General features: G+C 43.1%; 18 protein-coding genes, 1 tRNA gene and 1 pseudogene. 8 read left to right on the top strand and 12 right to left on the bottom strand.

What is annotated here, in order from left to right:
* Window positions 1-33: 33 nt before the first annotated feature.
* Together ACMXYT_RS08280 and ACMXYT_RS08275 are read left to right on the top strand one after the other, a co-directional pair.
* Window positions 34-243: a cysteine-rich CWC family protein gene (locus tag ACMXYT_RS08280; protein WP_415911297.1), complete on the top strand. Its 210-nt coding sequence runs from the start codon at window positions 34-36 to the stop codon at window positions 241-243.
* A 51-nt stretch (window positions 244-294) separates the two neighbouring features.
* Window positions 295-747 carry a GNAT family N-acetyltransferase gene (locus ACMXYT_RS08275; RefSeq protein ID WP_415911296.1) on the top strand — a complete coding sequence of 151 codons (453 nt, stop codon included), beginning with the start codon at window positions 295-297 and terminating at the stop codon, window positions 745-747.
* A 1-nt stretch (window position 748) separates the two neighbouring features.
* On the opposite strand, the gene ACMXYT_RS08270 is transcribed toward ACMXYT_RS08275, so the two are convergent.
* The gene (locus tag ACMXYT_RS08270; RefSeq protein WP_415911295.1) at window positions 749-1,333 is read right to left on the bottom strand and encodes a DNA-J related domain-containing protein; all 585 of its coding nucleotides are present in this window, start codon (window positions 1,331-1,333) and stop codon (window positions 749-751) included.
* A gap of 162 nt (window positions 1,334-1,495) precedes the next feature.
* Here ACMXYT_RS08270 and ACMXYT_RS08265 point away from each other — a divergent pair, with 162 nt between their 5' ends.
* Entirely contained in the window at window positions 1,496-2,431 is a 936-nt protein-coding gene (locus ACMXYT_RS08265; protein ID WP_415911294.1) for a D-hexose-6-phosphate mutarotase, read from the top strand.
* 2 nt (window positions 2,432-2,433) lie between these two features.
* Here the strand turns inward: ACMXYT_RS08265 and ACMXYT_RS08260 are convergent, their stop codons facing one another.
* The 9 genes and pseudogenes from ACMXYT_RS08260 to ilvC form a co-directional block, all read right to left on the bottom strand.
* Window positions 2,434-2,742, bottom strand: coding sequence for an AzlD domain-containing protein (locus ACMXYT_RS08260; RefSeq protein ID WP_415911293.1), 309 nt, complete (start codon window positions 2,740-2,742; stop codon window positions 2,434-2,436).
* Window positions 2,739-3,446 carry an AzlC family ABC transporter permease gene (locus ACMXYT_RS08255; protein WP_415911292.1) on the bottom strand — a complete coding sequence of 236 codons (708 nt, stop codon included), beginning with the start codon at window positions 3,444-3,446 and terminating at the stop codon, window positions 2,739-2,741. Before ACMXYT_RS08255 ends, ACMXYT_RS08260 begins: the two co-directional genes overlap by 4 nt.
* A gap of 85 nt (window positions 3,447-3,531) precedes the next feature.
* Window positions 3,532-4,359: an AraC family ligand binding domain-containing protein gene (locus tag ACMXYT_RS08250; RefSeq protein ID WP_415911291.1), complete on the bottom strand. Its 828-nt coding sequence runs from the start codon at window positions 4,357-4,359 to the stop codon at window positions 3,532-3,534.
* A 97-nt stretch (window positions 4,360-4,456) separates the two neighbouring features.
* Window positions 4,457-5,101: a DUF47 domain-containing protein gene (locus ACMXYT_RS08245; protein ID WP_415888050.1), complete on the bottom strand. Its 645-nt coding sequence runs from the start codon at window positions 5,099-5,101 to the stop codon at window positions 4,457-4,459.
* 13 nt (window positions 5,102-5,114) lie between these two features.
* A complete protein-coding gene (locus tag ACMXYT_RS08240) occupies window positions 5,115-6,158 on the bottom strand; it encodes an inorganic phosphate transporter (RefSeq protein WP_415911290.1) in 1,044 nt (347 codons plus the stop codon).
* Window positions 6,159-6,326: 168 nt separating this feature from the next.
* Entirely contained in the window at window positions 6,327-7,220 is an 894-nt protein-coding gene (gene rimK / locus ACMXYT_RS08235; RefSeq protein WP_415884656.1) for a 30S ribosomal protein S6--L-glutamate ligase, read from the bottom strand.
* A gap of 129 nt (window positions 7,221-7,349) precedes the next feature.
* Window positions 7,350-7,706, bottom strand: a pseudogene (locus ACMXYT_RS08230) (ATP-dependent zinc protease); the annotation flags it as partial.
* 169 nt (window positions 7,707-7,875) lie between these two features.
* Entirely contained in the window at window positions 7,876-9,321 is a 1,446-nt protein-coding gene (modF, locus tag ACMXYT_RS08225; protein ID WP_415911289.1) for a molybdate ABC transporter ATP-binding protein ModF, read from the bottom strand.
* 140 nt (window positions 9,322-9,461) lie between these two features.
* On the bottom strand, window positions 9,462-10,937 hold the full coding sequence (gene ilvC, locus ACMXYT_RS08220) for a ketol-acid reductoisomerase (RefSeq protein WP_415898288.1): 1,476 nt from the start codon (window positions 10,935-10,937) through the stop codon (window positions 9,462-9,464).
* 330 nt (window positions 10,938-11,267) lie between these two features.
* On the opposite strand from ilvC, the gene ACMXYT_RS08215 reads away from it, so the two are divergent.
* Window positions 11,268-11,344: transfer RNA gene (locus ACMXYT_RS08215), tRNA-Met, on the top strand.
* Window positions 11,345-11,627: 283 nt separating this feature from the next.
* Here ACMXYT_RS08215 and amrS read toward each other — a convergent pair.
* Window positions 11,628-12,698: an AmmeMemoRadiSam system radical SAM enzyme gene (gene amrS / locus ACMXYT_RS08210; protein WP_415911288.1), complete on the bottom strand. Its 1,071-nt coding sequence runs from the start codon at window positions 12,696-12,698 to the stop codon at window positions 11,628-11,630.
* A 150-nt stretch (window positions 12,699-12,848) separates the two neighbouring features.
* On the opposite strand from amrS, the gene amrB reads away from it, so the two are divergent.
* Together amrB and amrA are read left to right on the top strand one after the other, a co-directional pair.
* Window positions 12,849-13,628 carry an AmmeMemoRadiSam system protein B gene (amrB, locus tag ACMXYT_RS08205; protein ID WP_415911287.1) on the top strand — a complete coding sequence of 260 codons (780 nt, stop codon included), beginning with the start codon at window positions 12,849-12,851 and terminating at the stop codon, window positions 13,626-13,628.
* The gene (amrA, locus tag ACMXYT_RS08200; RefSeq protein ID WP_415911286.1) at window positions 13,615-14,214 is read left to right on the top strand and encodes an AmmeMemoRadiSam system protein A; all 600 of its coding nucleotides are present in this window, start codon (window positions 13,615-13,617) and stop codon (window positions 14,212-14,214) included. Before amrB ends, amrA begins: the two co-directional genes overlap by 14 nt.
* Here the strand turns inward: amrA and ACMXYT_RS08195 are convergent.
* A complete protein-coding gene (locus ACMXYT_RS08195) occupies window positions 14,211-14,882 on the bottom strand; it encodes a FecR domain-containing protein (RefSeq protein ID WP_415911285.1) in 672 nt (223 codons plus the stop codon). The genes amrA and ACMXYT_RS08195 overlap by 4 nt on opposite strands.
* 267 nt (window positions 14,883-15,149) lie before the next feature.
* On the opposite strand from ACMXYT_RS08195, the gene ACMXYT_RS08190 reads away from it, so the two are divergent.
* Both ACMXYT_RS08190 and ACMXYT_RS08185 read left to right on the top strand, forming a co-directional pair.
* Window positions 15,150-16,595, top strand: coding sequence for a rhomboid family intramembrane serine protease (locus ACMXYT_RS08190; RefSeq protein WP_415911284.1), 1,446 nt, complete (start codon window positions 15,150-15,152; stop codon window positions 16,593-16,595).
* Between the two features lie 14 nt (window positions 16,596-16,609).
* Window positions 16,610-17,947 carry a hypothetical protein gene (locus ACMXYT_RS08185; RefSeq protein WP_415911283.1) on the top strand — a complete coding sequence of 446 codons (1,338 nt, stop codon included), beginning with the start codon at window positions 16,610-16,612 and terminating at the stop codon, window positions 17,945-17,947.
* Window positions 17,948-17,991 lie beyond the last annotated feature (44 nt).

Raw genomic sequence — 17,991 nt, 5'->3', positions numbered from 1 at the left:
TTAAACATCAACGTTAGTGATTTGGATTTATGTATGCCTCAACATGAACAAGCAACTTGCCCGAAGTGTGGCGCATTGTTTGAGTGCAAAGTTGGCAGCTATTTTATCTGTGATTGCAGTGAGATCTACCTAACAAGGGAGCAGGCGGGTTATCTGGCTGAGAGGTGGGATGAGTGTTTGTGTTGTAAATGCCTAAACGAGTTTAAAGAAAGTTGGGACTTCATTCCCGAATCAGAAAAATAAAACTGGGCCCTTCAGTTTGATAGATTGCAGTGAGAAATATTAAGGAAAAAGATGATTATTAGAGAGATTAAAGAAGACGATATCGAGGGCGTTAGTCATGTCTGTTTAGATGCTTTCTCTGACTCGGTTGCTGGATCATTGTCTGATGAAGGGATCGCTACTTTTGCGGCAATCGCTTCTCCAAACGCTTTTGCCGAGAGGATGAAAGCAGATAATCGTATGCTCGTCGCTGAAGGTAAAAACGGTGAAATATTAGGTGTGGTAGAGCTAAAGGAAGGCCGTCATATTGCGATGTTATTTGTTACACCTAGTCAGCAAAAAGGCGGGATTGGTCGGGGATTACTTACAGCTGTATTGAAATATGCGAGATCAGAAACCGTAACTGTCAGCGCTTCATTACCTTCTGTCCCTGCTTATCGGAAATATGGTTTTAAGCTTAAAGGGGATGTGGGAGAGTTGTTAGGTTTGGTTTATCAACCTATGGAAATAATTATTAATCAATAGGTTAGGCCTTGTTATTAACGCTAACAATTACTTCATAAGCCTCTCTGATCTCATTAAATTTCACCTTACAGCCACCTTTGTCTGGATGATGTTCTGAGGCTAATTTTCGGTATTGTGTTTTCACAGACTGATAATCGGTATCTTCAGTTAGACCTAAAACATCGAGAGCATCCTGATAGTGATCTTGATTAAAATAACGGGTCCAAAAACTATCTAGCAGTTTGTTAACCGACTCTTCGTTACTTGATCTGAACTCATCCCAATTCAGATAGTACTCTCTGACTGCTTGATCTGATTCTAGTGACAATTCGTTTTGCTTGCTGTTTTCGGTTTTGATAAGGCTGATCTCTAATGCAGAGATAGTCAGTTTTAAGCCTTGATCCCAAAACTTAGGTTGCAGGGTATAGAGCGCATTCATAATCAGGAAATGCTGTCTAAACAGGGCCAAGTCACTACCTGATGGTGCATCTTCTCCGAAATCGTCGGCGTTGAGATCTAGAGCTTTTAACAACTCGTACTCGCTGAAGCTGCTTTCGGACTGTCTAAGAACTTCTTCTATGGGCGTTACTAGTGGGTTGCGATGCATAATTCAGTAGTTTTGCTGATGATCCACTCAGCTTATCGGCGTAGGATGAGGATTACCAGTCGAGAATATTTCATGCATTAAAACGCTCGATTGGCTTTTACCCAAGTATTGGTAAGCGTAAAATACTGCCTTGCAGTTTAGTAACCAGGAATAACAAAAATTATGAATCTGGCAGATCAAGTTCAAGCGCTGTACGCAAAGTACGGTGCTTTAAAAGGCATTACTATTGAGATTCATAAGCAGCTCATTGCCATTGCTGTAAAAAACGAAGCGGCTTCGGCCACTGTTTTTTTGCAAGGGGCGCAAGTTGCTGAGTACAGCCGAATAGGGGAGCAGCCTGTTTTATGGCTGAGCCAAGAAAACGATTTTAAAGCCGGTAAGTCTCTGCGCGGTGGCGTGCCTATCTGCTGGCCATGGTTTGGGGATCTTTCCAGAAATCCAGATCAAGTTAAAGACCAAGTGAACCTCTTAGAGGCACCTGCACATGGCTTTGTACGATCTCAGGATTGGGAGCTATTGGCTATCGATCTGATCGATAGTGAAACAACCCGATTAACGCTGCAGCTCGAGGTTTTGCCTACAGAGCTCTGGCCTTATCCTGCTGTTCTTCGTTTGACTGTTACTGTAGGTGTCGAGTTAGATTTAGAGCTCAAAGTTAAAAACTTAGGTTCGGATGTGTTTAGTTATACCAGTGCTTTGCACAGTTACCTTCAGATTGGTCATGTCAGTGAGACCGCTATCGAAGGGTTAGAAACAGTTGAGTACATAGATACGCTGGAAGATTGGCAGGTTAAGCAATCTAACACTGCCATTGGCATTTCGGCTGAAACGGACCGTATATACCCAAATATCCCAGCTCAGGTTGCTATCAAAGATAAACAGATGCGCCGTCAGATACTTATGAGTGCTGATAACCTGCCTGATATGGTGGTTTGGAACCCTTGGATCGATAAAAGTAAACGCTTAAGTCATTTTGCGGATAATGACTATGAGAACATGGTTTGCTTAGAAAATGCTTCTGTTCTCGATAATGCGGTTGAACTAGCGCCTGGTAGTGATTCAATTAGCAAAGTATCGATCCGTTCTGTTCGTCTGTAACCCTATAGATTACAGACGAAGAACACACCCATACTCAGTACGGCTGTCATCAAGGTGTTTTTAGTTAAAAGCATCAACACGATGGCAGCCAGTGCGCCTATGATATACGGGCTTTCCAAGCTCGTTGTTAGCTTTCCTTCCTGTAAGAATACTAATGGGCCTATCACGGCTGCTAGTACGGCAGGAGCCGAATAGCTAAGCAGTTCTAGTGCTTTATCATTTAGCTTCAGTGGTAAGCGGGGCTCTAAAAAGAGATAGCGACTTGCGAATACAATGATCGCCATAAGCCCGAACAATAGCCAATCATTCATTTTAATCTCCCCACTGTGCACTTAAACAAATAACCACTTAACATCCCCAAAATAATTGAGATCAATAAGCCGGCTTGGATCTCATGAGCTTCGCAGTACACAGAAACCGCCAGGGATACGCCTACACAGACCAAATAGGAGAGGTTTTTAATCATCGGGATGAGTATGGCGATAAATGTAGCGACAACCGCGAAGTCCAATCCAAGGGTGGTTAGATTGGGCAAAGCTGCGCCTGCAAGGATTCCTAGCAGCGTCGCAAAATTCCACGCGATATAGAAACTTAAGCCGCCACCAAATGCATACCAACGATTAAATATACCGTTATCTTGCATGCCATTGACGAAGAGTTCGTCGGTTAACAGGAAGCCGAGGGAACTGCGCCAATTAAGGGGTAGTGCCTGGATATGCTGACGCATTGCCATGCTATACAGCAGATGTCGTGAGGTAATCAGCAATGTGGTCACGAGTATGCTGAGCATAGAAGCGCCGGCTTGTAGCATACCTATAGCAACCAACTGTGAAGTGCCCGCAAATACAAACAGTGACATGGCCTGAGTTTGCCAAGCGGTTAGACCTGATTCGATCCCGTACGCGCCGACTAATATTCCCCAAGGCAGGACAGCGACAATAAGGGGCAACATCGCAACCGTGCCTTTAAGGAAAGACTGCTTAGGGTTTAATGGAATTTTTACCTGACTATTCACTTTCACGCTCTTTCTTATGTTGAGCGATAAAGATAAATATTCAGTGATTGTGAGTCTTGTACAGGATTGCTTCGTGTTTGTGATGCTAGCTTCTTATCTGTCGAGCATATTGACCCGGCGTTACACCGATAGTGCGTTTAAAATGGCGGTTAAGATGGCTTTGATCGTGAAAGCCTGCTTTTAAGGCTGCATCTAATAGTGTGTCGCCTTGAGCTATAAAGCGTTTGCTTAGCCTTACACGGGATTGTATTTGATACGCATGGGGAGGGAGCCCATAGAATTTCTGAAACTGTCGCACTAGATGAAAAGCACTAATTCCCGCAAGTTTGGCTAGATCTTCTAGAGAAACATCTGCTTGTGGGTGATCATCGAGGTAGTTTTTTACTAAAGCGACTCGCGATTTAGCATCGGCCTGTTCAGGTATCTCTGTGCTGCATTTACCATGACGTTGCATTAACTTGAGTAATGCGTTGTAAAGCAGTGTCTCGCGTAGCAGCCGATTATCAGAGTGTTGTAGGTGATATAGCGCTAAACGAAACAAGCCAGCGAGTTCTGGATCTTTAACGACAGGTTCTGAGAAATAGACTGAGCCGCTGATATTTAAGCCTGCTTCTTTAGCGATATTGGCTAATTGATCAGGTAGTGGGTAGATCGCTTTATAAGACCAGCCACCTTCAGCTGCGGAGTGACCATCATGGACTTCGTCATGATTAACTAGGATGATACTGTCTTGCGGTGCAACGTGGTTTGCACCATTTCTTAGGAAGCGCTGAGCACCTTCCTCAATCACGCCTACTGTATAACCCTCATGGCTATGCCTAGAAAAATTCTGGCGCTCATAGGACGCTTCTAGCATCTCTAATCCGCCTAGTTCATCTTCTATATGGTAGTTAGCGATCTCTTTTTTGCTCATGGCTACATTCTAGCGCAAACGGGCTAACGGTTTTTGTACAAAATTGATCTTTTGCGTTGATAGAGTGGCGATGGAATTGAGTATTTAGCGCGTGTTTTTAGATTAGTTTGACCATAATGTCGTGAAGGACGTTTGCAGCAGCATGTAATCTTCGCGATCCATCCATCAAATGATGATAGATTTCTCGTTTGCAAAGCATCTCTGTGGTGACTTCACCTTGGAAGAGTTCTTTTAAGCTGTGTCTATACAGTCTTTCTATACGTCTATGAGCATGCCGGGCAATTTGTGCATCTTTCTCACTGCCAGCGGGATAGGTAGATAGTCCTCCAAAGCCTCGCTCTAAGGCTTCGCAACCTGTAAGAAGCTCTTCAAGAATTCTCACCATCTGTTCGTCAGGCTCGACGCCTAGATCAAGCATCTCATTTATTGTGCTTTTACAATGTGTGATGATCCAATCCAAAGAGGCAATGGCACGGTAGATATCTTCGCGATCGATAGGAGTAGAAAATGCCCGGTTTAGCTGGTGCAAGTTACGAATTTTAAGCGCGTCTGCTTGGTGCTCATCTGCTGCTAATACCTCAGCAAGATAGGGATTAGGGCTTTTCATATATTGATAGAGGTTTCGTATCGTTACCGTTACCAACGTACATTGCTCGGTTAGAAGTAAGAAAAAGTCAGGTGGCGTAGGGACAATCCTATTAAGGAGTTTACGAAAGAGGTTTTGTTTACTCTGATCGCTCATATCCAATCCTTTTCTATATTAAAGCAAGCTTAGTAAGGCTCAGTACGCCATAACTAATAATGGAGACAATTCCAGCACCAGGTATGGTGATTAACCAAGTAATGCCGATCTCTTTAGCCTTTGTCCATCTGACGGCTTTAGCTCTCTCTGCCGCGCCTATACCCATAATAGATGAGGAAACTACATGGGTGGTCGATACTGGCGCGCCAATCATAGAGGCTAAAAATATAACGCCTGCAGATGAAGCTTGAGAATTAAAGGCATGTAGTGGTCTGATTTTGTAGATAGAGAAGGCTAGGGTTCTAACGATTCGCCAGCCGCCCAATAGCGTGCCTAATGTAATAGAGATGGCACAAACTAGGATGACCCAAAATGGCACTACAAACTCGCTGATCTCACCGCTCATTAGTAAGCATAGAGTTAATACACCCATACTTTTTTGGGCATCATTAGCGCCGTGAGAGAAGGCTAACCCTGCGGTAGTGAACCATTGTGCGCCCCTTAATTCACGGTTGATCAAAGGGCTGGCTGCGCGTAATAGATACAGCGTGATTCGTTGCAGTAAAAAGCCTATCCAAAAACCTGCTAAAGGGGAGATAAACAGTGCTAGCAGCACCTTCGTAACGCCAGTGATCTGCCCTTGAGCCAATTGTGAAAAACCCCAGAGTACATGTTCTGGCCCGGCTGATACGACAACCGCCCCAACTAAACCACCAACCAATGCGTGTGACGAAGACGAGGGTAGGCCTCTATACCAAGTAAACAGATTCCAAACTGTGGCAGCTAATAAGCCGCAGATCACTAATGAGAGAGATAGATTGTTTGGGAGATCATCTAACGTCACGAATTTACCAATGGTGTTTGCGACTGCCGTACCGCCAAGCATAGGCCCCAAAAAGGTGAATGTGCCTATGACTAAAATAGCTTGTAGAGGTGTCATTGCATGAGAAGCGATCACCGATGCGATCATATTGGATGCGTCGTGAAATCCATTGGTGAAGTCGAAGACTATAACAATGGCTGCCGCAACTATGAGGAATAGCCAAATTTGATCCATCTAATTTGCTGACTCCCATTAGCTTAAGATTTTTGTAGGCTAATAACTTAATAGTAGTCAGAGAATGGATTTATGGATTTGAAAAGGGCAGGAGAATTTAGTGCATGATCAGAAAACCCATTCCCAAAAGTATGGGAACGGGTTTATGAGTTGAAAATTAGGATAACGCTATACGTTAACAACCCACTTTAGTTTTTTCTCTATAGCTTGAATCATCAGGCCAGCAACGTCTTTACCGGTTGCGCCTTCGATGCCTTCCAAGCCCGGAGAAGAGTTTACCTCTAACAGTAAAGGACCTTTCGCTGAACGAATGATATCTACGCCAGCTACTTTGAGGCCCATAGCCTTAGCTGCTTTAATAGCGATCTTCTTCTCATCTGATGTTGGAACGATAAGGCTCGCTGTACCACCCTGATGGATATTAGCTCTGAATTCGCCAGGTTCAGCTTCACGCTGAATCGAAGCCACAACTTTACCATCCACTACAAAGCAGCGGATATCTTTGCCATTGGCTTCTTTTATAAACTCCTGAACGAGAATGTCGGCCTTAAGGCTCTTGAATGCATTAATAACACTCTCTGCCGCTTTCTTGGTTTCAGCGAGTACAACGCCTTTGCCTTGAGTACCTTCAAGCAACTTAATGATCAGTGGTGCGCCACCAACCATGTTGATCAGATCATCCGTTTCGAGCGGTGAGTTAGCAAAACCCGTGATCGGAATATCAATCTTGCTCTCGAAGAGGAGTTGTAGGGAATGCAACTTATCGCGAGATTGAGTAATAGCCCCAGCGGTATTTAGACAATACACACCCATAGATTCAAATTGACGTGTCAGTGCACAGCCATAGAAGGTCATGCTTGGGCGTATCCGTGGGATAATTGCATCAAGGTCGTTGAGTACCTTGCCGCCACGATAATGAACCTCTGGATTTTCAGCATCCATCTTCATATAGCAGTGCTTGATATTCAGGAACACCATCTCGTGACCGCGCTCTTCACCTGCTTCCATAATCCTACGATTACTGTAGAGATTTGGGTTGCTAGCTAGTACGCCGATTTTCATGCCTTTTTTAGGTGGTTTTTTGCTTAGATAGAGTTCTTTTAACTCTTCATCAGCAATGTCACCTAAACAAAAAGAATCTTCTGGATCTACTATCAGCTTACCCGACATCGCTTCACGGCCTAGTAGCATGCGATAGCCCATCGCATCTCGATTGGTCAGGGTAAGTTCAACATCCCAGCTTTGATCGCCAATAGCTAAGCTTGTTTTGATTACATAGCGTTTTTCCGATGTGCCGCTAGAGCTTTTAACGCTCCTGCGATCATAAACAGGCGCTTCACAATGAACTACTGTCTTGCGATTGTCCTGCAATGGACATACATCAAACCTAACCCAAGCAACGCCATCTCGTTGAAATTGTTGGATATTTAAAGCATGGATTGCAGATGTTTTGGCACCAGAGTCGACTCTGGCTTTGATTGCAGGAACGGCAAGTTGAGGGAACTTGCACCATTCTTCAGCGCCGCAGATATTCTTTTCGATTGTCACTCATTTGATCCTCAATAAAGGCATTTGCCTTGTGGTACATGAGTGCAATTTGACTCCTGTTTTAATCAAGAGACAATCTTTTTTTACAGGTTTTCTATGAATTTTTTTAGACGATATTAAAGTGGATCTGAAAGGAAAAAGGCCTAGTGAATACTAGGCCTTAGAGAATTTATTCAGCGGTTAGCTTTTCTAGCTGTTTAAACTCTTTGATGCCACTGATCTGGTCTTCCGCGTGGTGGTTAACATATAGCACCGTTGTGTCACCGCTGGCACAGATCTTCTCAATTAACGCCAGTACGAGCTGACGGTTGATATCGTCGAGGCCTAAGCAAGGCTCGTCTAGAATCAACAAAGTAGGGTGCTTAACCATCGCTCGTGCAATAAGCAATAAACGTTGATCACCAAAAGAAAGCTGGTTATATGGCTCGTTGGCACGATCTTCCATACCTAGCAGGGCTAGCCACTGGTCTGCGACTTCTTTCTGCTTATCGGTACTCTTTGTGTACATACCGATACTGTCGTGGAAGCCAGAGATAATCACGTTTCTAAGACTGATGCTTACACGGTATTCCCACTGAAGCGCGGTAGATACATAGCCGATATATTGCTTGATCTGCCAGATGGTTTCGCCGTTACCGCGTTGCATACCGAATACAAAGATATCGTTGGTATAGCATTGCGGATGGTCGCCGGTAATTAGGTTCAGCAAACAAGTCTTACCACTGCCGTTAGGGCCGCTTAATTGCCAGTGTTGTCCCGGCTTAATGGTCCAGTTAAGGCCATCAATAACTTTTGAATCTGCGTAGGCAATTTTAATATCAGTTAAACGCACCAGCGGATCTTCTGGATTCAGTGCTGGTGGGCGATCCGATTCATCGGTAGGTGGCACAGATAGATCAGTCGTTTTTAGGTGAAGCAATTGATACAGGTCGTCGTAGGCTTGTTTGTCGTTAATATCAACCGTGTGGTGAAGCTCACCTTTGTCTGTGTAGGCAACATGGGTGATGAAGTCCGGCATTTCATCAAAACGGTTTAATACCAGAATCATGCCCATTGAATCGATCTTGCTTGCTAGCAGGTCGTGTAGCAGCTTCATAGAGTCAGCGTCTAGACCATCGAAAGGCTCATCCAGAATGATAAGATCTGGATTATTCGCTAGGGCGCGAATTAGCATGATCTTACGCGTTTCACCTGTTGAGAGCTTTCTGAAACTACGATCGAGCATATGTTCTAGTTTGAACATGCTAACAAGTTGATCAAGTAAGTCAGCATCAAATTCTGGGTAGATTGCTTTACCTTCTTCCAGAATTTCTCTTACCGGAGTGCCTTCACTAATAACATCCATGATATCGGCATCGTCTTTTTTAAGCTCTCGGGCAATCAGTTCTGCCTGAGCTTCAAAAGATACAAGTTCAACATGTTTTGGTAGGCCCGAGATAGTCCCACTGACTTTATCGCCTGCACCGGCCAAGATTGCAGATAGGGCAGACTTACCGGAACCGTTGGTGCCAGTAATCACCCAATGTTGGTTGGGTTCAATCGTCCAATTGATGTTGTTGAGCGTGAAAGACTCACCAAATTCTGCCGTGTAATTCTCAATCTTAATGCTGTTCATAGTCTCTATTATGCGGATCTATCGATTGGGTTTTATAGGGATTTGTTACGGAAAAGGCTTAAATTTAGCTAAAAAAAAGCCAAGGCAAAGCCTTGGCTTTAATTTTCTTACAAGAAAGAAAATGTATAAATATCAGATAATTATACGATCTTCTTCATGTCAGACATGTGGCCACGTAACACTTGACCGATCGCTTCAACTGGGTGAGAGCGTAGCGCTTCGTTAACTTCAATTAGGCGAGCGTTATCTACGCCAGTATCAGCAAGGTCTAGACCTTTACCGATAACATCAGTTTTGATGTCTTTCATGAAGTCGCCTAGTAGTGGTAGGCAAGCGTGGTTGTATAGGTAGCAGCCGTACTCAGCAGTATCAGAGATAGTTGCGTTCATTTCGTAAAGCTTCTTACGTGCGATTGTGTTAGCAATCAGCGGAGTTTCGTGTAGAGACTCGTAGTAAGCAGATTCAGCGATGATGCCTGCAGCAGTCATAGTTTCGAATGCTAGTTCAACACCCGCTTTAACCATTGCAACCATTAGGATACCGTTGTCGAAGAACTCTTGCTCAGAGATCTCTACGTCGCCTGCTGGAGTCTTCTCGAAGTTAGTCTCAGCAGTTTCTGCACGCCAGCCTAGAAGATTCTTGTCGTCGTTCGCCCAGTCTTCCATCATCACGCGAGAGAAAGTACCGTCGATGATGTCATCTTGGTGCTTGTTGTAAAGTGGGCGCATGATAACTTTTAGCTCTTCAGAAAGATCGAATGCTTTGATCTTAGCTGGGTTAGATAGACGGTCTAGCATGTTAGTCACGCCGCCGTATTTAAGAGCTTCAGTGATTGTTTCCCAACCGTACTGGATAAGCTTAGATGCGTAACCAGCGTCGATGCCTTCTTCAACCATTTTGTCGAAGCAAAGGATAGAACCAGTCTGTAGCATACCGCAAAGGATAGTCTGTTCACCCATAAGGTCAGACTTAACTTCAGCGATGAAAGAAGACATTAGAACGCCTGCTTTGTGACCGCCAGTACCTACAGCGTAAGCTTTAGCTAGTGCAAGACCTTCGCCTTTAGGATCGTTGTCTTCGTGTACAGCGATAAGCGTTGGTACACCGAAACCACGAACGTATTCAGCACGTACTTCAGAACCTGGGCACTTAGGAGCAACCATGATTACTGTTAGGTCGTCACGGATCTGCATGCCTTCTTCAACGATGTTGAAACCGTGAGAGTAAGATAGGCAAGCGCCTTCTTTCATTAGAGGCATTACAGCTTCAACAACAGGTGTGTGCTGCTTGTCTGGAGTAAGGTTAAGAACTACGTCAGCAGTTGGGATTAGTTCTTCGTAAGTACCAACAACGAAACCGTTCTCAGTAGCGTTTTTCCAAGACTGACGCTTTTCAGCGATTGCTGCTGGACGTAGAGCGTAAGAAACGTCTAGACCACTGTCACGCAGGTTAAGACCTTGGTTTAGGCCTTGTGCACCACAACCGATAACAACCATTTTTTTGCCTTTAAGAGCTTCAACGCCATCGCTGAATTCATCCATAGACATAAAACGACATTTACCCAGCTGTTCTAGCTGCTCACGCAGTGGAAGCGTGTTGAAATAGTTCTTAGACATTTCTACATTCCGTAATAAATAAAAAGTCGGTTAACCGACATGTTTGTTATAGCGCTACTCTAAAAGATAAAGGGTATCGCGTAAAATGATATATATGGTTTGCTCTGTTGCGTTTCTTGCAACGATTAATCCCATACAAAGTGAGGCAATAATAGCGCTTTATTAGCAGGTATCCAGCTTAATTAGATGAAAACTGTTCCTGAACACCATTTTGGGTCATAACTGTATGTTAAATATACAAAAAGTGGGCTTGTTGCGATTAATTTTGCATATGCGTGAAATAGTGCTTGCTAAAGGTGCAGGGGATCTATAATATTCGCGCCACATTGATGCGGGGTGGAGCAGCTTGGTAGCTCGTCGGGCTCATAACCCGAAGGTCGTTGGTTCAAATCCAGCCCCCGCTACCAAATTCAGATTAAGCCGATTTAGTTAACTCTAAGTCGGTTTTTTCGTTTCTGGGATATGGAAATTTGAGTGCAGCAGCTTGGTAGCTCGTCGGGCTCAGCTCTTGTAACCCCGGGCGAAGGTCGTTGGTTCAGCAATTACGAAGTCATTACCATCTAGCACGCAGTGCGCAGCCTACTAGATGGCCTTGGGGTAACAATCTTTGCTCTATTTTCTCCGTACCTAATTGTTTTATGCGCATTACTGATCAATAAAGAATTGCTCCTAGCCACTAACTACTTACATCTAGTCACTAGCCAAATACAGGGGCTGTCGATAAGCGCCCCAATTGCCATGACTTTCTTCAAAACGGCCTGGTAAGGGTTCACCACAGCCAACACAACAGCCAGATTTAAGATTCCACTCTCCTAGCTGATACCAATCTCGTTCAATCAAACGTAATCCGCAGTTGTGGCAGTACGTTGAGCTACCAGAAGTGTCATGTACGTTACCCGTGTAAACGTACCTCAGCCCGTTTTTTATCGCTATTTCTCGCGCACGCGTTAGGGTTGATGCAGGTGTTCGATCTTTGTCTCTCATTTTCCAATCAGGGTGAAAAGCAGAGAAATGTAGTGGGATGCTGGGACCAAGGTTGTTGTAAATCCATTGGGTCATTGCATCGATCTCTTCATTACTATCATTTTGATCTGGAATAAGCAGGGTTGTGATCTCAAACCATACTGCGGTTTCTTTATGAAGGTAGAGAAGAGTATCTAGAACGGGAGTGAGACTGGCTCCACAAAGCTTTTTGTAAAATCGTTCCGAAAACGCTTTTAGATCTATATTTGCAGCATCCATATGCTCAAAAAAGCGAGGGCGCGCTATATCGGTAATATAACCTGCGCTAACCGCAATAGAGTTAATTTGATATTCATGGCATGCAATCGCAACATCTTCAGCGTATTCGAGAAAGATCACTGGATCGTTATAGGTATACGCGATTGAACGGCAATGATGTTCCTGACAGTATTTTGCTAATTGTTCTGGGCTGGCTGCATCGGCAAGCCTATCCATCTCTCGGGCTTTGCTCATATCCCAATTTTGACAAAACTTACATGTAAGATTGCAACCGGCTGTACCGAAAGATAATACGGGAGTCCCCGGTAGGTAATGATTTAGTGGCTTTTTCTCTATAGGGTCTATACAAAATCCACTGGAGCGCCCATAAGTGTATAGGCGCATCCGGCCACCTTCATTACCACGCACAAAACAGAGACCACGCTGTCCGTCTGATAACTTGCAAAAACGTGGGCATAGATCACATTGAATTTTGTTTTGATCAAGTTCATGCCAGAACCCCACTTCAATGACACTCATACTGGGTTCCTAATTGGGTAATTAATCGCTGATGTTTTAAAAACTTTCGTAACTTATTTCTATACTTGAAGAGTAGGACGGCCCGTGAATGTTAGCAATCAAACTAGTTTCATGTGCTCTTGTATAATAGGACATACAACGGAGAAGCTTGTGAATACTCGTCAGCCAGCCGTGTCCGGTTTGTTTTACCCAGATGATGCTAGAGAATTGGCATGTGAAGTAGATACTTTATTAAGGCAAGAGCAGAGAGAAGTGGCCCCGAACTTAAGGGCTCTAATAGTCCCTCATGCTGGATATATTTATTCAGGAAGTGTCGCAGCCGCAGCTTATAGTTGTATCCCTCATGATTCACCGTTTAAGTACATTTTATTAATCGGGCCAAGCCATCGAGTGGCATTTCAAGGTATGGCGGTTCCTTTGGCTGATCAATTCAATACTCCACTTGGTAACATCGCTATCGCTGCGGATAGAGTCAGCGAATTAGTTGATAAAGGCTTTGTTAGTTACAACGATCTTGCGCATAGGCAAGAGCATAGTCTTGAAGTCCAATTACCATTTATTCAGCAAATCGACATTCAAGCGGATTTAATTCCTGTTGTAGTCGGAAATTCATCGGCAAGTGAAGTCGGCAAGATAATCTTGCCTGCATTACAAGATTCAGAGGTACTCACTGTTATCAGTACGGACTTGAGTCATTACCATTCTTACGTTCAAGCTAAGTTAATTGATGAAAACACCAATAAACGAATTATTGATGGTGATACTGATATCACAGGTGATGAAGCTTGCGGATACATGGGCCTTAATGGTTTATTGTGGGCATTAGCTTCCACTGACTTAAAACCACATCTACTGCAAAGCAGTAACTCTGGAGACAGCGCGGGGGATAAGGCTCGTGTCGTAGGGTACGGAGCTTATGCCATCTACTGAATTCAGTCACGAACAGCAAAAGTTGATGATTGAAATTGTTCAAGATTCAATTGCATCAAAGCTTGAATTACAGTCAAAAAATGAGCCCATAGATTATGATTCAATTTCAAAACAGTTATGGCTTAACAAGCCAGCTGCAACATTTGTAACTTTATCTATCAATGGCGAGCTACGAGGTTGTATCGGCACATTAGAAGCACGACGGTCTTTACTCAAAGATTTACAGAGCAATGCAGTGAACGCAGCCTTTTATGATTCTCGTTTTGAGCCTGTTTCTGTAAGTGAATATGAGGCGCTTTCTATACACATATCTATCTTAACGGCGCCAGTAGAATTAAGCGTATCAAACGAGAAAGAACTGCTTGGTTGTTTAAGGCCGGGAATTGATGGACTAATAATTGAAGAAAGAGGGTATCGAGCCACATTTCTACCTCAAGTTTGGCAACAGCTGCCTACAGCAAAGGTATTTCTACAGCGCTTGAAGTTAAAAGCGGGTCTGCCTGTAGATTACTGGAGTGATAATATGCGCTTTTACACTTATCAGGCGATAGATGTGTTTGATCACGATAGACACATCAGAAATTAATAGTTTAGATAATCATCACTTTGGTTTTGTCGTTGTTGCTTTAGCTCAGTCGCCGCCGCTGCTTTCTGTAGTTTTTCTTCACTCCACATTGATACTTCGGAAGGTTTCATACCTTTTGAGACCATAGTGCCGTCACCCGGACGTGTTATTTCTACCTGTCCATGTTCGTTCTTGATGTAAACCCCTTTACCTTCCAGCATGGTTACATCAAGTGCTTCGGAGAAGATCATGCCTCCCCAGAATTCGGTACCACGTACTCCAATGGTTGCAACGGGGGTGTGTATTTCGAATTTAGGCTGTTTTTGCTTACCAATTGATCCGGTTAAGGTTCTAAATGCACCTTTGAGCATTTTAAAACTAACATCCGAAGTTTGAGCTTTTTTATCAAATTGATATTTGGAGAGCTCAAATTGGGTGTTTTCGGCCAGAGATATAGTTGTTTTATCAGCTAGCTTGATCAAAATCTTACTACCAACAGGGGTGATTAAAACGTCTTCAATAAATAGGGGATCATTCCTTTTGATAAATAGATGCTGATTCTGCCGTTCTACAAGTGGTTTTCCTTGGATAAGCACAACCTTACCAATTTCATTATTGGCAGCCACAGGATTGGAAATAAAACAGAACAATAGCAAGAGACTGCGTGAAAAATTGGACAGAAGTGACATCTTTATGCTCCATGCTCTTTGAGTCAGATAAACACAAGGTACTTAGGGTTAATTGTGACATCAATTCTGTAGATGGCAATTGATTCACCATTTTTGATCTTGCCATAACGTAAAGTTTCTCCTTTTAATGGCACCAATTTATTGTTTGCCTCAAGACGTTTTCGTAACTGAATTTACTCGAAACAACATACAATTTTTGTAGCTATTTTTTGTGTTACCCTCTGTTAGTTCAAAAATTACTCAACAGTTAAGAATGGAATCGTAACTATGGTCATAATCCCAACCGAGAAGAAATTTGATTGGCGAAGACCGCCTTTTGTGCTGTTTTTCTTGGTTATATTGAATGTCGTTGTGTTCTTCTTCGCGCAAGATAAAGACGAAGAGATGATCAACGATGCGCTTTCTCGCTACTCAGAGCTCCAGTATTTCGATGCTGAGTGGGATATGTACCTAAACTACCTCAAAGAAGATGGGGTCGCTGATCAGCAGATAGCCGAATACCAGAATCTACATCAATCAGGGAAGACACTTGAATTAAGTTACTATTTGTTAAGTGACTTAAATTTCTTTGAATATCTGCGCTATAACCAAGTACGTTTTGATGAACCGGGCAGTGGTGATTATTGGGTCAATCGTTCTGAACTATATGATCTCATTTCTAGTACCACTATTTTTGGCCATGGTTTAAAACCAAAAGCATTTTCACCGTTTGATTTAGTGACCTATCAGTTTCTGCATGGCGATTTCTTCCACCTTATAGGCAATATATTCTTTTTAGTTATTTTTGGTTTCGCCGTAGAGGCCGCTATAGGCCATCTTCGCTTCTTACTCTTTTATCTACTGGGCGGAATCGCCGGTGGGGTACTTTTCTTATTTGTTAACTCACAAAGCCCAAGTGCTTTAGTGGGAGCCTCAGGTTCAATTTCTGCGGTTATGGCAATGTATTTAGGTGTTTTCCGTTTTAGGAAGATAGAGTTTTTCTATTGGTTCTTCATCTTCGTTGGCTTCATGCGTGCGCCGGCTCTATGGGTATTAGGGCTTTATATAGCAAACGAGCTTTATCAGTTTGCCACTGTGACCGACTCTAACGTCGCTTTCATGGCGCATACGGGTGGGTTTATCGCAGGTGCATTACTTATTTTTACGACAATTCTAGTTTCGCCAAAAGTACTGGATGAAGAATACCTTGAAAAAGAGGAAGACCTTGCAGAAGACGTTAAGGCGCGAGACAAGATCTACCATCTATTGGGTAAATTCTCCTTTAAAACAGCTATTTCAGCCATTGATGAGTTTGAAGAGAAGTATGGTTCTGATTTTGAACTGAGGCGCGTGAAGTATGAAATTCTAAAGGCGCAGCATAACGATAATTATCGACTAGTGGCTTTACAACTTTTAACTTACGAAAAGCCCACAGCTGAAGAGCTCGATAAGATAGAAGAGCTGTGGCATTGCAGTTCTTTTGCTCAAGAAGAGCTTAAGAATGATGAGCTATTACAGTTAGCTTGGAAAATGGTGACACTTTCTAGCCTTAAAACTTCTGAAGAGATTTTCACCATGCTTTATAGCCGTGGAATGAAAACTGAGGAATTTAGCCATTTGGCTAGAAAGCTATCAGTAGCATTTGGTGAAAGGGAGCACGATGCCAAATGTAAACGCTATGCAACTGCTGCGGATGAGATTTACGAACGTAGCCGTCGTGGTTTATTTAATTAGTCGTTAGGGTTTATATGGATCATTGTAAATACCACCCTTTAAAAGCCTCTACTTATCACTGTAATGCGTGTCATCTTAGTGTATGTGATAGTTGTGTCGATGAAACAGAGGAAGATATTCGTTGTGTTCGTTGTGGTGAAAAATTAGACAGCTTAGGTGCGGGGGCTAATATTGAGCCTTTTTGGCGCAGGTTGGATCTGGCATTCCGGTATCCGATGAATACCCAAGTATTGATGCTGATTTTGGGTGCATCAGTACTTTCAGCCGTAGGCGCATTTATTGGCGGTTTGATTGGTTTTATTCTTTCTGTTTTGGTTGCTGGGGTAACGACCAAATTTAGTTTCCTTTGTTTACAGCAAACTGCTGATGGCAGTATGAGAGCCCCTATGGTTACTGAAGCTTATAGTGGCGGCGTAAAAATGATCATTCATATCATTGCCATTTTTTTAGCCATTGGGTTGATGATGCTGGCAGTTTCGAAGACGTTTGGTGATTTCGTCACGACTTCCTTTGCTATGTTTTGGTTATTTTCACTTCCAGCAGTTTTTATTAACTATGCGCGTTTTGAAAGTATAGGCGCGGCGATCAACCCAATTGAGTTGGTTAAATTGGTGTGCAAATTAGGTCGATCCTATCTCATATTGCTTGCTTTTTTGCTGATCATGATTGCATCGGTTGCGACGCTCAATCAGCTTTTTTCAGATTTCTATTTCTTTTCAAATATATTGGAAAGCATTACCTCTTATTACTATCTAATCGTGATCTTTCATCTGATGGGCTACCTATTGTTCCAGAAGCAACGAGCTTTAGGCTTTGCTAGCCGGTTTGATGAAGATGAGATGCAGATCCGTACTGACAAACTGCATTTTATGGACAAGGTCGAGGTGTTGACGAAAGAGGGGCGCTTTGAGGATGTCTCATACGAATTTAAAGAGGGTATAAAACGGTTCCCTAAAGAATTGGATATCTTTAACCGATATTTTGATTACCTCTGTGCTATTCAAAATGCAGATGATACAAGTACCTTCATGCCAGCTTATCTTGAGTGCCTTAAGCAGTCTAATCAGGCATCATTAATTCCGGTTTTGATCCAACGCGTTTATCAATATGATCCTGGCTTCAAGCTAAAAGATCCATCGACTCGTCATGAGATTGCTAAACACTGTTTTGAAGCAGGAAAGCACAAGTTAACAATTAAGTTACTGAATGGTCTTCATCGTGATTTTCCTCAGTATGAAGGTAAAGTTCAGGCTTATGAGTTGATGGCTGATGCGCTAGAAGCGATGCCGGGCAAAGCGCAACAGGCTGAAAAATTCAGAGAAATGGCGGCTAAGATGGCTGCAGCACACTGATAGCACTGGCTATTCAAGGTAAAAAAGGAGCCGAATGACTCCTT

Source organism: Neptuniibacter sp. QD37_11, from assembly GCF_047778105.1.
Lineage (GTDB): Bacteria > Pseudomonadota > Gammaproteobacteria > Pseudomonadales > Balneatricaceae > Neptuniibacter.
This window is presented reverse-complemented; position numbering and strand designations above follow the sequence as displayed.

Coding starts and splice junctions, on each gene's coding strand:
- ACMXYT_RS08280 (WP_415911297.1), top strand. CDS start 34: ATGCCTCAACATGAACAAGCAACTTGCCCGAAGTGTGGCGCATTGTTT.
- ACMXYT_RS08275 (WP_415911296.1), top strand. CDS start 295: ATGATTATTAGAGAGATTAAAGAAGACGATATCGAGGGCGTTAGTCAT.
- ACMXYT_RS08270 (WP_415911295.1), bottom strand. CDS start 1,333: ATGCATCGCAACCCACTAGTAACGCCCATAGAAGAAGTTCTTAGACAG.
- ACMXYT_RS08265 (WP_415911294.1), top strand. CDS start 1,496: ATGAATCTGGCAGATCAAGTTCAAGCGCTGTACGCAAAGTACGGTGCT.
- ACMXYT_RS08260 (WP_415911293.1), bottom strand. CDS start 2,742: ATGAATGATTGGCTATTGTTCGGGCTTATGGCGATCATTGTATTCGCA.
- ACMXYT_RS08250 (WP_415911291.1), bottom strand. CDS start 4,359: ATGAGCAAAAAAGAGATCGCTAACTACCATATAGAAGATGAACTAGGC.
- ACMXYT_RS08245 (WP_415888050.1), bottom strand. CDS start 5,101: ATGAGCGATCAGAGTAAACAAAACCTCTTTCGTAAACTCCTTAATAGG.
- ACMXYT_RS08240 (WP_415911290.1), bottom strand. CDS start 6,158: ATGGATCAAATTTGGCTATTCCTCATAGTTGCGGCAGCCATTGTTATA.
- rimK (WP_415884656.1), bottom strand. CDS start 7,220: ATGAAAATCGGCGTACTAGCTAGCAACCCAAATCTCTACAGTAATCGT.
- modF (WP_415911289.1), bottom strand. CDS start 9,321: ATGAACAGCATTAAGATTGAGAATTACACGGCAGAATTTGGTGAGTCT.
- ilvC (WP_415898288.1), bottom strand. CDS start 10,937: ATGTCTAAGAACTATTTCAACACGCTTCCACTGCGTGAGCAGCTAGAA.
- amrS (WP_415911288.1), bottom strand. CDS start 12,698: ATGAGTGTCATTGAAGTGGGGTTCTGGCATGAACTTGATCAAAACAAA.
- amrA (WP_415911286.1), top strand. CDS start 13,615: ATGCCATCTACTGAATTCAGTCACGAACAGCAAAAGTTGATGATTGAA.
- ACMXYT_RS08195 (WP_415911285.1), bottom strand. CDS start 14,882: ATGTCACTTCTGTCCAATTTTTCACGCAGTCTCTTGCTATTGTTCTGT.
- ACMXYT_RS08190 (WP_415911284.1), top strand. CDS start 15,150: ATGGTCATAATCCCAACCGAGAAGAAATTTGATTGGCGAAGACCGCCT.
- ACMXYT_RS08185 (WP_415911283.1), top strand. CDS start 16,610: ATGGATCATTGTAAATACCACCCTTTAAAAGCCTCTACTTATCACTGT.